Here is a 13,727-nt window from a genome sequence, read left to right as displayed (position 1 = left end):
CACCCTGCAAGCCCGAAAATTGGACAGAAAATGACCAAGGCCCGAATCCGAACCTACGGCAGACGAGTCTCGGGACATAATTTGGCTTCTATTTCAGCAGCGCCATAGACGAAGACATCGCCGAGGTTATGGCCCGTAATAGATACTCAACCGTGCTCGACAAGACACTTTTTGAGACCAATGGCCAGGACGAGATCACCTTGTGTCTGAACTATGACGGTCTCTACGGCATCAACAATGTCAACCGATTTCTGCAGCGCAGCAACCCCGGTGAAGCGATCTCATGGCGGGCTTTCACGTACAAGATCGGTGATCCTGTTCTGTTCAACGAGACCGAGCGGTTTCGACCGGTGATTTACAATAATCTGAAGGGTCGAATCGTCGATATCAGGCATGATCGTGGCTGGATTCAGTGGCTCTTGTGACATGGTTTGAGCCAATCATCCGGTCAGAGCGTACAGGCCAAGGGGTGGTTCGGGCGTTGCGCTTTGCCGGATTTTGAGTTTGAAGTATTCGGTATCGAGCAGTCCGCGAGCGCGTTTACGGATCAACCCGATCGCGACGTGGCCGCCTTCGAGTCGGGCGGTGGTGATGGGGTGGGCCGCGTAGTTGCAGATCCCGGTGCGATGCCGCTGTAGCATCGCCACGAAGCGTTTCATGGGGGCCAGCCCGGTGGCCTCGGCCAAGGCACACCAGGCATCCAGGCGCTGGCCCATGACGGTGAAGCTCGCTGGGGCGTGCCACAGTTGCTGGAGCTGTTCTTTCAAGGCATAGACTGCGTTGAGCGGGCCATTGACGGCGAGCAACCGATCGAGTCGCGCGGCCTGGCTATCGCTCAAGCGTTCGGCGTTTTTGAGCAGCAGATAACGGCTGCCAACCAAGACCTGCTTGTCGGCGTGGGTTGCCCGCTTGAACTCGGTTCGGCGGACGGTATCGATCACCTTCGAATACTGCTGCATGACATGGAAGCGATCGAAGACGATGGCGGCGTTCGGCAACGCCTCGGCCACCGCCTGTTCAAAGGGCTTCCACATATCCATGGCTACGGCCTCGATGCCCTGGGCAACGGGCTCATCGAGCTGATCGAAAAACGCCGTCAGGCCGGCCTTGCGACGGCCCTCGGTGACCCATACCAGATCGCCGGACTCGAGGTCGTAGACGATGGTCAGATAATCATGGCCCTTGGCGCGGGCGACCTCGTCGACGCCCAGATGCCGCAGGCCGGTCAGTGCGCCAGGATCCAGAGCCGGCAGATCACGCGTCAACGCCCGTTCGTCCATAGCCTTGACCGTACGCCACGCCAGGCCGGTGTAAGCCGCGACGGCGGCGATGCTGATATGCCGAGCCAGTTGGCTGACAAACCGCGCATAGCGGCGTGTGAAGCCATGGCCGGGCTCGACGAACGACAGCCGTTCCATACGGCGATCCGTCGCCCCGATCTTGAGCTGACAGTACGCGATCGAGAGCGTCACTGAGCGGCCCCAGATCGGCAGATCCTGAACCTCGCGACGCAGCCGTCGATTGACGGTGCCTCGTGCGCCGCTCCGGTGATCCACCGGCACGAAGCGGCGATCGCGGTCGCAGTGAAACACCAGCGTGCCACGAGCTTCGTCCCACGCCACGCCCTTGACGCACTGCCCGCGCAGACCAACAATCCAACTTGGGATGGTTGCCGCCATCTACAAACCCCTTCTGTATTTGTGTAGGAGCTTGTATTGAAACGGATTTGTCGGCGGCAGTCATCCCTCTCTAGCGCATGTCAGTGCAGAAGAGCCGATTCAGTTTGATGTCGAGCTTGACCGACCAGTCAGCGAATTCGGCGTCGTCGGTGATGAACTCGAATGGATTCGCGGCTCGACTGTTCGCTTCAGGGTGTACGACTACGACACAAGCGACGAAGACGACGACTCGCTCAATACAACCGTGCCGTTCCAGGTAGCCTACGCCGTGTCGATCCACAAGGCACAGGGCCTCGAGTACGACTCCGTCAAGATCGTGATCACTGATGCCAATGAAGACGACATCACACATAGCATCTTCTACACAGCGATAACTCGGGCACGTGAGCGTCTGCGGATCTTCTGGACACCCGAGACGCAGCAAAGTGTTCTACAGCGCCTCGGCCGTAGCGCCAACCCAAAGGACATCGCTCTTCTCGCTAGCCGTCGTGGTCTTAAGCCGGTCAATGGATGAGTTACAGGGGCATCGATTCCCCCCTGTTAGTGTGGATTCCGGAGAGAGACGCCCCTCGCTAGCGGTCTGGCTTAAAGCCCAGCGGCGACTTGAACGGTGCTTTCATCTTTTTCTTTGTCGCTCCATGTGATATAAAACCACACACTATAGATCTTGAGGTGTGAGAATACATATCAATGACCCAGATGCGATCCCAGCGCGATATAGCCCGCGATCTCCTCGCGACGCATGGGATTCTGCGCCTTGTGGAACTCCGGGAAGCGGGAGTGACCGCCGCAACGGTCAGTCGTATGGAGAGGGATGGCGAGGTGATCCGCCTGGCGCGCGGACTCTACCAGCTTCCCGATGCCGAGCTGGATACAAACCATAGCCTTGCCGAAGCGGCCAAGCGTTTTCCCAAGGGCGTGATCTGCCTCGTATCGGCACTCGCTTTTCATGGAATCACGGATCAGCTACCGAAAAAGGTGTGGATGGCAATCGGCCGGAACGACTGGACGCCGAAGCCAAGCGATATGCCGATTCGTGTGCTGCGTTTCTCGGATGATCTGCTCGTCGAAAGCGTCGAGACGCATGTGATCGAGGGCGTGTCGGTGAAGGTGTTCGGCGTGGCGAAGACCGTCGCCGACTGCTTCCGGCATCGCGGCAAGATAGGTCTCGCCGTCGCGCTCGAAGGGCTGCAGGAAGCTCTGCGTCAACGCAAGGCGACGCCGGCCGAGGTCGCCAGGGCGGCGGATACTGGCGGGGTCGGCACCGTGATCCGCCCCTACCTGGAGGCGCTGACCACCAATGGCTAAGGAGATCAAGAATATCGGCGCCTCCGTGCGCGCCCGGCTTCTCAAGCTCTCCAAGGCGAACGGACAGAGTTTCGATCTTGTGCTCACGCGCTTCGCGTTGGAGCGTCTTCTATTCCGGCTTAGCCAATCACCCTATGCGGATCGCTTCGTGCTGAAAGGTGCCATGCTGATGATGAGCTGGTTCGACGATCCGCACCGCGGAACGCGCGATCTCGATCTATTGGGTTTCGGCGATCCAAGTGAGGAGGCGATGCTGGCGACGTTCCGGGGCATCCTCGCTCAGTATGCCGAAGACGGTGTCGTCTTCGATTCTGAAACCTTGCGTGTCGACCGCATTCGCGAAGAGCTCGACTATGGCGGTCTCCGGCTACGCGGCATCGCCTCAGTCGGAGGCGCCCGGGTCAACCTGACGATCGATATCGGTTTCGGGGATGCGCTGGAGCCCGGAGCTGAAGTCGTCGACTATCCGGTCATGCTGGATCTCCCCGCGCCGAGGCTGCGCGCCTATGCGCGAGAGACGGTCATTGCCGAGAAGTTCCAGGCGATGGTGGCGCTGGGGCGTGCGAACAGCCGGATGAAGGATTTTTATGACATCTGGATACTCAGCCGGTCGTTTGATTTCGATAATGACAAGCTTGCACAAGCGATCGCAGCAACGTTCGTGCGGCGCAAGACGGCGATTCCGACCGAGCCGCCCGATGCGCTCTCGCCGGCATTTGCAAGAGATGAACAGAAGCAGCGACAGTGGCGTGCTTTCGTCGAGGATGTTGCAATTGATCCCGGACCTCTCGCACAAGTTCTTGAGGAGATTTCTGGGTTTTTAATGCCGCGGGCCAATCGGGAAAACGAACTGGATCAATAGTGGCAAAGCGGAAATGGCGCTGAAAAACTCGGAAATAAAAAAAGGGAGAGGGGCTTATGCTGAATCGCGGATCGGAATGGCGGAGGTGGGAACCGCATATCCATGCACCCGGCACCGTCATGAACAACCAGTTCAGCGGGCCAAATGCATGGGAGGACTACCTCTCGGCGCTTGAACAGGCGACCCCAGTCATCGAGGCGATCGCCGTCACCGACTACTACGTCACCGACACCTATCGGGAAGTCTTGCGACACCGGGATGCGGGAAGACTCCCGGACGCCACACTCATCTTTCCCAATGTGGAGGTAAGGCTCGATGTCGCAACTTTAAAGGGCGGCTTCGTCAACTTGCACCTGTTTGTGAGCCCCGAAGATCCACAGCACATCGATGAGCTGCAACGGCTATTGTCACGCTTGCAGTTCAACGCAATGCAGGATCGCTTCGATTGCACGCGTGCCGATCTGATTAGGCTGGGGAAGAAGGCAGACCCAAACATCGCCGACGATGGCGCCGCACTTGCCTATGGAGTGAGTCAGTTCAAGGTCAACTTCCAACAACTGCGGGAAGTGTATGCCGAGAGCGGTTGGGCGAAAAAGAACATTTTGATCGGCGTGGCAGGCGGATCAACCGACGGAACATCGGGTGTCCGAGAGGCCGCCGATCAAACCATCCGGCGCGAGATCGAAGGCTTTGCCCACGTGATATTCGCTAGCAGTGAGGCTCAGCGGGAATTCTGGTTGGGCCGCAAGCCTTCGATGTCTGCCGATGAAGTTCGTAAGATGTATGGTGGTCTCAAGCCTTGTCTTCATGGAAGCGATGCTCATGATCTTGAGAGTGTCGCTTCTCCGTTCGGAGATCGCTTCTCTTGGATCAAGGGTGGGCTCGAATTCGACTCGCTGCGCCAGGCATGTATCGATCCTGCGGACCGTGCGCATGTTGGGAGCGAACCGCCGGCGTCCGCAACGCCTTCTCAAGTGATTTCCGGGATCGAAGTTCTAGACGCGTCGTGGATAAAGACGCCTGCTATACCGCTCAATCCGGGTTTGGTCGCAATTATCGGAGCCCGTGGATCCGGAAAAACAGCACTGGCGGACATGATCGCGGCCGGCTGCGACTCGATCCCGGAGGAGGCCTGGAAGGCTGACGAGTGGGCAAATCCATCCTTTCTCGTCCGGGCACGCCCGCTTGTCGGAGACGCAAAAGTCGAGGTGAAGTGGGCGGCTGGAGAATCCGAGACGCGCGCGCTTGATGGTTCGGACGCCAACGGGCCGGCCAGCTACGAACGCGTGCGGTATCTGTCTCAGCAGTTTGTCGAAGAGCTCTGTTCCTCAAACGGGCTGACAGACGGACTCCTCCGTGAAATCGAACGCGTGATTTTCGAGGCGCATTCCGACGATGCCCGAGATGGTGCGTTGAACTTTGCCGAGTTGTTGGAGCAGCGCGCATCAAGGCATCGCCTCGCTCGCGCCAGGGAGGCTGAAGCAGTTGCCCAGATTTCTGATCGCATCAGCACAGAACTGGAGAAGGAGAAACTCGTCGCTAGCTACGAGGCAGAGGTGGCGAAGAAGAAGAAGCTGGTGGACGCCTATACGGCCGACCGTGCCAAGCTGGTATCGAAAGGTAGTGAGAAGAGAGCACAGAGACATACGGACTTGGCCGGTGCCGCCAATCAAGTCCGAGCAAAGCTTCGTCAACTCACGGGGCAGCGGCAGACGTTTCTCGCCATGCAGGACGAAGTGAAAGACATGCGCCGAAACCAGGCGCCCGAGGAGCTTCGGCAAGCCCAGGCGCGCCATGAGCACAGCGGAATGTCAGAAGACCAATGGGCCGCGTTCCTGATCGACTATACGGGGCCGGTCGATGACAATCTCACAAGCTATGTGAAATGGGTCGATGGCGAGATCACCAAGCTCAAGGGAACAGCACCGCCGCCGGGTGACCCGAACACTGCCTGTTTCCCCGATGACACTGATCTCAGCACACTTACACAGGCGGTGCTGGAAGCGGAGATGGCGCGGCTGGAGAAGCTGGTCAATGCCGACAAGGACGCACAACGCCGCTATGCCGCGCTCTCCAAAAACATCACGACCGAGACCGCGGCACTACAAACGTTAACGGGAAAGTTGAATGACGCCAAAGGAGCCAAGGACCGCGCTCGCCAACTGCAGGCGGATCGTGAGGCAGCCTATGGCAGGGCGTTCGATGCGCTCGTCGCTGAGCAATCGGTTCTGGAGGAGCTTTACGCGCCGTTGATGGCGCGGCTTACCGCATCTTCAGGAACTCTGAAAAAGCTCTCTTTCTCTGTCACACGCATTGCAGATGTGGAGCGATGGGCAGAGGGGGCTGAAGATGGCCTTATTGATCTGAGAAAGACCGGTGCCTTCCGTGGAAAAGGGACGCTTCAGCAAAAAGCCAACGAGGTGCTGCGAGATGCTTGGGAAACCGGGGATTCTGCTGCGGTGACCGCAGCGATGGCTGAGTTCCGACGGCTTTACCAGAAGGACTTGCTGGATCATTCGCCAGTGGCGCGAACTGACCAGGCAGAGTTTCGCACATGGTCGAAGCGTTTCGCTCAGTGGCTGTTCGGTACGGACCATATCGATATCCGGTACGGCATCGAGTACGACGGTGTCGACATCCGGAAGCTTTCGCCGGGAACGCGAGGGATTGTCCTTTTGCTTCTCTACCTGGGTCTGGACGACAAGGATGATCGGCCACTTCTCATTGACCAGCCGGAAGAGAATCTGGACCCCAAATCGGTCTTCGACGAATTGGTGCAGCTGTTCATTGAAGCCAAGTCACATCGCCAGGTAATCATGGTCACGCACAACGCGAATCTTGTGATCAATACCGATGCCGATCAGATCATCATCGCGGAAGCTGGTCCGCATCCCCATGAAGCATTGCCGCCAATCACCTATCGATCCGGAGGCCTTGAAAACGCAGAGATCAGGAAGGAGGTTTGCGACGTTCTCGAGGGTGGTGAGGCCGCATTTCAGGAGTGAACCGCCCCGGGAATGCTGGAGACTCCAACTCTTGAGAGAATTGGAGCATGAAACAGCGGAAACCTTATTCCCCGGAAGTCCGTGAACGAGCGGTTCGCATGGTCTTTGAGCATCAGGCGGACTACAGCTCGCAGTGGGCGGCGATCGGTTCGATCGCCGGCAAGATCGGCTGTACGCCCGAGACGCTGCGCAGTTGGGTTCGCCAGGCCGAACGGGACCGCGGGCTGCGCAATGGCCAGAGCACGGAAGAGCGCGAGCGCATCAAGGCGCTTGAGCGTGAGAACCGTGAGTTGAAACGGGCCAATGAGATCCTGCGCAAGGCTTCGGCCTATTTTGCCCAGGCGGAGCTCGGACCGCCGACACAAGTGATGGTGACGTTCATCGACGATTATCGCCGGGTCTACGGTGTCGGGCCGATCTGCCGTGTGCTGCCGATCGCAACCGTCGACCTACTATGCCGCCAAGGCCCGGCAAACCGACCCGGCTCGCCGTTCGAAGCGGGACCGACGTGAGAGGGTCTTGAGCGACGCCATCCAGCAGGCCTGGGAGGCCAATCGTTGCGTCTATGGCGCCCGCAAAGTCTGGCTGCAGTTGCAGCGTGAGGGTTGGTCGGTGGCTCGGTGCACGGTCGAGCGTCTGATGCGTCAGATGGGCTTGCAAGGCGCTGTGCGCGGGCGCACGCCGAAAACGACCACTTCCGACCCCAACCAACCGAGCCCGGGCGACCACGTCCAGCGTGACTTCACAGCCGCCCGACCCGATCGGCTCTGGGTGGCCGATTTTACGTACTGCCCGACCCGGCACGGCTTTGTTTATGCAGCGTTTGTTATCGATGCGTTCGCGCGTCGCATTGTCGGCTGGCGCGTTTCGAGCGCCCCCAACACGGGCCTCGTGCTCGACGCGCTCGAGCAGGCCATCCATGACCGGCAACCCGGCCAGCGCCTGATTCAGCACACCGACCGCGGGGTGCAATACCTGTCAATTCGCTATAGCGAACGCCTGGCGGATGTCGGTATCACCCCGTCGGCCGGCCGCGTCGGCAGTTCATACGATAACGCGCTGGCCGAGACCGTGATCGGCCTGTTCAAGACGGAAGTCATCCGTCAGCACGACGGGCCGTGGCCTCACCTTGCCGCCGTCGAGTTCGCGGTGCTGGACTGGGTCGACTGGTTCAATAATCAGCGGCTGTTCGAGCCGATCGGTGATATGCCGCCGCCGAGGCTGAAGCCAACTTCTATGACACAATCGACGGGTCTGCCAAAGTGGCATGACTCAAACCCACGAGTCTCCGGTAAACCCGGGGCGGTTCAGAGCGCGCGAGACGGTTGCGTGTGAGGCTCGACAGATGATCGTCGCCGACAATGAGACGGCGGTCGATCTTCTGTACTACGAGGCGATCGCCAAGACGGTAGTCCGTCTGGTGAACGAGAAGTCGGACGAACCCTTGAGCGTCGGCGTCCACGGCGACTGGGGTGCCGGCAAATCCAGCGTCCTCATGATGGTGGAGGAGACGTTTTTCCGACGACGACCGCGTGCTCTGTGTACGGTTCAACGGCTGGCTGTTCCAGGGCTTCGAAGACGCGAAGGCGGTCCTGATCGAAACGATCGTTGAGGAGCTGCGTCACAAGCGCCCCACGTCGCAGAAGGTCGCCGAGCAGGCGAAGAAGGTCTTGAGGCGGGTCGACTGGATGAAGCTCGCGCGCAAGGCGGGGGCGTATGGCTTGACGTTGGCCACCGGGATTCCGCACCCCGAGACGATCAGGGATCTGGGCGCGGCTGCGCGGAGTCTCATCAGTAAAGGCGCCGAGGATGTGTCGCGGGAGACCGTCGCCGCACTTGTAGATGGTTCGAACGAGTTTCTGCGCGAAGTCGCCGAGGACAATGCGTCTGAACAGATGCATGCCTTCCGGGAGGAGTTTGCTGAACTCTTGGAGCACGCCAGGATTGATCGCCTGATCGTCCTCGTCGACGACCTTGATAGGTGCCTCCCGGACACAGCAATCGAGACGCTGGAAGCGATCAGGCTGTTCCTGTTCGTACCGCGCGCGGCCTTCGTCATCGCGGCGGATGAGGGGATGATTGAGTACGCCGTGCGGCAGCATTTCCCGGACCTGCCCGTGGCTACTGGGCCGGCCACCTACGCCCGCAACTATCTCGAGAAACTGATCCAGGTTCCGTTCCGTCTACCCTCGCTCGGATATGCCGAAACGCGGATCTACGTGACTCTGCTCTTGGTGCTGAACGCCTGCGGCGAGGAGTCGGGCGAGTTCCAGAAGCTGACCGAGCTGGCGCGCGAGGTATTGCGTCGCCCATGGAAGGGCCCTGGCCTTGATCGGAAGGCGGTCGAGAAGGCCTTAGGCGGTGTCCCGGCCGAGGTCGAGCGGGCGATGGAGTTAGCCGGTCGAATCGCGCCCGGTTTTGGCGGAAGGTGCGCGGGGCAATCCAAGGCAAATAAAGCGCTTCATCAACACGATGATGCCTACGTCTGGCCATCGCCGAAGAGCGCGGCTTCCGCGACGAGCTGAACATCTCGGTGCTAGCCAAGATCATGCTCGCGGAGCGTTTCGCCCCGGAGCTTTACGACGCGATGGCGCGCGGCTCCGCGAACACCGGTGCGTCGGAGGAGCTGGCAGCGCTTGAAGCCGCCGTCGCGGCCCCGCCTCCTGACCAGGAAGCGAAATCGGAAAAAGGGAAGGAGAAGGCTCTGCCCGCCGAGGTCTCCCTTCCCGATTGGCCGAACCTCGAAATGGGCGAAGCAGTGGGCCGCTATCGATCCGCCGCTCGCCGAGAACGATCTCAGGCCATACGTCTTCGTAACCCGGGACCGGCGAAGCGTGTTCGGCGCAGTCACTTCCCTGGGCGAATTGGATGAGCTTATCGCGAAGCTTCAGGGCTCGCCCCTACAGGTGAAGCAGGCCGCGGCGGGAAGTCGCTCGCCTTCAGTCGATCGAAGCTGAGCAGGTCTTTGATGCACTGCGCGCCAAGGTCAGGGACGCAGAAGACCTGACCCAAGAGCCTGTGGGCGTGAAGGGCTTGGCCGAAATCGCGCGGCAAACACCCCTTCCTGCAGCGGCCGCTGCTCTCCTTCGTGCAGGATCTTCCAATCTCCAAGCTCGGCCCGTGGGTGGTCAGCGGCTGGGCGTCAGTGTTCAGTGAAGCCGAAGTCGCATCGGACTTTGCGACGACGCTCAAGGGATGGGCTGACCAGGATGACAACAAGCAGCTGAGGGCGGCGGCGACTGCGGCGATGAAACTTTCCAGCAAGCGGAAGCGCCCCTGATGGGAACCTCGGGAACATTCGGCGGCTCAAAGAACGGACTGGTTCCAAGTTGGGTCGATGAACCAGCTTCGCCACCCGCGGTCGCGCCCGATAGCGCCGAGCCGGACTCCGCGGACGGCGACGGGATCGGTGGGCCGGATCAGAAATGGGGAGACGCCGCTCGCCCAGCCCGGCGCAACACCGGGCGCAGTCATACCCACCCATACCATCGGATCCCGGCGAGTTCGCGTCTTGGCGGCGCGCGCGGGAACATGACGAGGGGGGCGCGAACGTCCGATGAGCGAGCACTGAGGCGCGGTGCCGGCAGATATGTGCGAGCCAGCGGCGGCGGACGGTCTACGGCGAGCCGTATGCCCAACTCCCGTGCTATGGCCGGCGGCGTGGCCGGCCTCGCAAGGAGTTTCGCCAACCAAGGACCGGCAGAAGCGCTGAGGCGGTTCAACCTTGAGGGTATGGCGGGCGCTCCCGCCGAGGACGTGTTTCGTCGCGTTGACGGATATGCTGTGTCCCGCGGCGGAACCATCGACGAGGCGATCGCGAGGGACGCGATGCTTGAGACGGTCGCCGACTTGCGCACTCTGGCGTCGGCAACTTCGAATGAAACTCTCCGCGGACAAATCTGCGCGAGTTTTTTATCGTGGGTGGTGAGCCGGTCGATCGAGGCAAGATCCTTGAACGAGGTCGGGACCAACGCCATCGCGGCGGCCTTCGGATGTCGCGCGAGATCGAACGCGCGCAGGCCATGCTGCAAATGGACTTCATGAGGGCTGCGTTCGCGACGAGTTCGACGCGCGCGAAACCGATCTGAGCGATCTTGATGGCGTGCGTCGTCGATAGCTTCGTCGACCGATCTCTATGGCGCCGCACTCGGATTTGGTCAAGGCCTTGGGGAGATGACGGATGAGAAGGTTCAGTCTGATCGGCCGGCTCGGCCCCGACGACACGAGTAGCGTCGGAAACCGTCCAGCCTGACGCTGACGTATTCGAGATCGATTTTCCTGGATTGGTGACCGGCGCATGGGCTTCGGCATCGGTCACGCCACTGGACCAACTCGCCTCCCTCGGACTACACACCTTCCGGAGAAGGGTATCGACCTTGTCGTCCTCGCGGCGCTCGTCAACGCCGGCGATACGAGAGTCTCTCGAAAATTGAACGCACAGGACGGCTGGACAAGGGAGATCGATCTCTACGTCCCCGTGTCCGCCCCCTCGGCCTGGACCGCGAGGCGCACGATCGATCGAGGCGATGCTGCGCTTCCTCCACCGGCGATCGGTGGCGTGTCTTCTTCCGTGACCGGACGAGCAGGACCAAGATCCTCGCTATTGCTCCAAAGCGCTTGGCGATCGATGGACTGACGAAGGTCAGCCTGCTGTCCGGTGGTTTGGATAGTTCTCGTCGGCGCAGTCGATCTTCTGAGCGGCGGTGAGTAGCGTCCACTGTTTCGTCAGCCATTATTGGGACAGCGAGACGGCGAAAGCCCAGGCCTACGTCCTTAACCGGTTGGAAACCCGGTTCGGCAAAGAAGCCTTCAAGAGCCTTCGGGTGAGGCTCGGTTCGACAAGCACCATCTCACCACTGGGCAGACGGAGAATACGCAGAGGGGACGATCCTTCCTCTTCTACTCGCTGGCGACGCTGGCTGCGTCGGCGCGATCGATGGACGGATCACCGTCGACATACCGGAGAACGGCCTCATCGCGCTCAATGTACCCTTAAGAACCCCTTGCGCTTTGGGGCGCTGAGCACGCGAACGGCGCATCCGCACTTCATCGCGAGTAGCAGAGGCTCATCGAGGCCCTCGCCCTCGACGTCGAACTGAACAACCCATACAGGCACATGACGAAGGGCGAGATGGTCGCTAACGTTGCGGACAAGGCTTTCCTAGAGAAGATAGTGGCGAACTCCATGTCGTGCTCATCGCCGGCGAAGGCGCGCTACCAAGAAGCTCTCCCCTCGGCACTGTGGCTACTGCGTCCCGTGCCTGATACCGTAGAGCCTCGCTTGAGGTTGGCCTTGATGGAGACGATGAGACGCTCTACATGGTTGAGCATCTGAAAGGGCAAGTTCTGGCCTCCGACCAGCCTGAGGGGGAGCACATCCGATCGTTCCAAACTGATGGCCAAGCGGATCAATGCCAAAGCCAGGTCTTGCGAAGATCCTGGTCCACAAGCCCGGCCCGCTTCATGACGAGCCGACGCGATACAGGACTACGCCGATGCTGTTTCGACGCGGCGTCCTTGAAGTCGCCGAGCTCCTGAGGGGTGTTCGGGCACGGCCGGGCGGCTGACCATGCGGCCCGATTACGTGGACTTCCATACGCATCTCGACCTTTATCCAGACCTCGCGCAAGCGATCGCGACCTGCGATCGCTTGCGCGTGGCGACCTTGGCCGTCACGACACACCCGAAGGCGTTTGAGAGGAACGTCGAACTGTCCGCGGACAGCGACTTCGTGAGGGTTGGGCTCGGTCTACATCCGCAGCTCGTCGCCGACCGGCACCTGGAGATCGACCTGTTCGAGAGTCTCTTGCCGCGGACGCGTTACGTCGGGGAGGTCGGGCTTGATCGCGGACCCGCTCACTATCGCTCGTTCGAGCTGCAGAGGTTGATCTTTGAGAGGATTCTTCGAGCCTGTGCGGAGCAAGGCAATAAGATCCTGAGTCTGCACAGCGTAAGGGCGACGAAGCCCATCCTGGACATGCTTGACGAGCATCTGCCGCCGGATCGGGCAGGCGTCGTCTTGCATTGGTTCACTGGCAGTAAGGCTGCTGTGCGTAGGGCCGTTGATCGCGGCTGCTATTTCTCTGTGAACGAGGGCATGCTCGCCTCCGCGAGCGGTGTGCGCGTAATACGCGAAATACCGATCGACCGTGTTCTGACCGAGACAGACGGGCCTTTCCTTACTCGCGATGACAAACCGATCAAGCCAGGCGACGTAGGCCGTGCCGTCGAAATGATCGCCTCCTGTGCGGGATCGCCGGTGGAGGTAGTGCGCGCGAAGATTTTGTCGAATTTAAAGAGGCTCTTGCAGAGCGATTAAGGTCGTTTTTCCTCAGGGGGGACGAATGGCTAGATTAAGCTAAGTAGTGAACCGCCCGGGTTTACCGGAGACTCGTGGGTTTGAGTCATGCCACTTTGGCAGACCCGGCGATTGTGTCATAGAAGTTGGCTTCAGCCTCGGCCGGCGGCATATCACCGATCGGCTCGAACAGCCGCTGATTATTGAACCAGTCGACCCAGTCCAGCACCGCGAACTCGACGGCGGCAAGGTGAGGCCACGGCCCGTCGTGCTGACGGATGACTTCCGTCTTGAACAGGCCGATCACGGTCTCGGCCAGCGCGTTATCGTATGAACTGCCGACGCGGCCGGCCGACGGGGTGATACCGACATCCGCCAGGCGTTCGCTATAGCGAATTGACAGGTATTGCACCCCGCGGTCGGTGTGCTGAATCAGGCGCTGGCCGGGTTGCCGGTCATGGATGGCCTGCTCGAGCGCGTCGAGCACGAGGCCCGTGTTGGGGGCGCTCGAAACGCGCCAGCCGACAATGCGACGCGCGAACGCATCGATAACAAACGCTGCATAAACAAAGCCG

General features: G+C 60.4%; 9 protein-coding genes, 4 pseudogenes and 1 other annotated feature. Of the genes and pseudogenes, 11 read left to right on the top strand and 2 right to left on the bottom strand.

The window, feature by feature from the left end; genetic code table 11:
- Positions 1–104: 104 nt before the first annotated feature.
- A pseudogene (locus SALB1_RS00070) lies at positions 105–416 on the top strand (helicase); the annotation flags it as partial.
- Between the two features lie 24 nt (positions 417–440).
- On the opposite strand, the gene SALB1_RS00065 reads toward SALB1_RS00070, so the two are convergent.
- The gene (locus tag SALB1_RS00065; protein WP_199678594.1) at positions 441–1,679 is read right to left on the bottom strand and encodes an ISL3 family transposase; all 1,239 of its coding nucleotides are present in this window, start codon (positions 1,677–1,679) and stop codon (positions 441–443) included.
- A 97-nt stretch (positions 1,680–1,776) separates the two neighbouring features.
- Here SALB1_RS00065 and SALB1_RS00060 point away from each other — a divergent pair.
- The 10 genes and pseudogenes from SALB1_RS00060 to qatD all read left to right on the top strand — a co-directional run.
- A pseudogene (locus tag SALB1_RS00060) lies at positions 1,777–2,193 on the top strand (ATP-binding domain-containing protein); the annotation flags it as partial.
- A 176-nt stretch (positions 2,194–2,369) separates the two neighbouring features.
- The gene (locus SALB1_RS00055; RefSeq protein WP_109991999.1) at positions 2,370–2,987 is read left to right on the top strand and encodes a type IV toxin-antitoxin system AbiEi family antitoxin domain-containing protein; all 618 of its coding nucleotides are present in this window, start codon (positions 2,370–2,372) and stop codon (positions 2,985–2,987) included.
- Positions 2,980–3,849 (top strand): nucleotidyl transferase AbiEii/AbiGii toxin family protein, encoded by an 870-nt coding sequence (locus tag SALB1_RS00050; protein WP_109991998.1) that lies wholly within the window; start codon positions 2,980–2,982, stop codon positions 3,847–3,849. The genes SALB1_RS00055 and SALB1_RS00050 overlap by 8 nt, the downstream gene beginning before the upstream one ends.
- Before the next feature lie 56 nt (positions 3,850–3,905).
- Positions 3,906–6,854 (top strand): TrlF family AAA-like ATPase, encoded by a 2,949-nt coding sequence (locus SALB1_RS00045; protein WP_109991997.1) that lies wholly within the window; start codon positions 3,906–3,908, stop codon positions 6,852–6,854.
- Between the two features lie 47 nt (positions 6,855–6,901).
- Positions 6,902–8,125: pseudogene (locus SALB1_RS00040) on the top strand (IS3 family transposase).
- Positions 7,180–7,298: a sequence feature (AL1L pseudoknot), on the top strand. It overlaps the preceding pseudogene by 119 nt.
- Before the next feature lie 74 nt (positions 8,126–8,199).
- On the top strand, positions 8,200–8,466 hold the full coding sequence (locus SALB1_RS00035; protein WP_158590551.1) for a P-loop NTPase fold protein: 267 nt from the start codon (positions 8,200–8,202) through the stop codon (positions 8,464–8,466).
- On the top strand, positions 8,387–9,379 hold the full coding sequence (locus SALB1_RS00030; protein ID WP_109991995.1) for a P-loop NTPase fold protein: 993 nt from the start codon (positions 8,387–8,389) through the stop codon (positions 9,377–9,379). Before SALB1_RS00035 ends, SALB1_RS00030 begins: the two co-directional genes overlap by 80 nt.
- Before the next feature lie 8 nt (positions 9,380–9,387).
- Positions 9,388–9,726: a hypothetical protein gene (locus SALB1_RS18600; RefSeq protein WP_145961198.1), complete on the top strand. Its 339-nt coding sequence runs from the start codon at positions 9,388–9,390 to the stop codon at positions 9,724–9,726.
- A gap of 407 nt (positions 9,727–10,133) precedes the next feature.
- On the top strand, positions 10,134–10,898 hold the full coding sequence (gene qatB, locus SALB1_RS19765; RefSeq protein ID WP_370453205.1) for a Qat anti-phage system associated protein QatB: 765 nt from the start codon (positions 10,134–10,136) through the stop codon (positions 10,896–10,898).
- A gap of 1,525 nt (positions 10,899–12,423) precedes the next feature.
- Entirely contained in the window at positions 12,424–13,173 is a 750-nt protein-coding gene (qatD, locus tag SALB1_RS00010; RefSeq protein ID WP_109991991.1) for a Qat anti-phage system TatD family nuclease QatD, read from the top strand.
- Positions 13,174–13,258: 85 nt separating this feature from the next.
- Here qatD and SALB1_RS00005 read toward each other — a convergent pair.
- Positions 13,259–13,726: pseudogene (locus SALB1_RS00005) on the bottom strand (DDE-type integrase/transposase/recombinase); the annotation flags it as partial.
- Between the last annotated feature and the right edge of the window lies 1 nt (position 13,727).

Origin of the sequence: Salinisphaera sp. LB1 (assembly GCF_003177035.1) — a bacterium.
In the GTDB taxonomy this organism is placed as follows: Bacteria; Pseudomonadota; Gammaproteobacteria; order Nevskiales; family Salinisphaeraceae; genus Salinisphaera.
The sequence above is the reverse complement of the archived record's forward strand: the minus strand, read 5'-3'. Positions and strand labels throughout refer to the sequence as shown.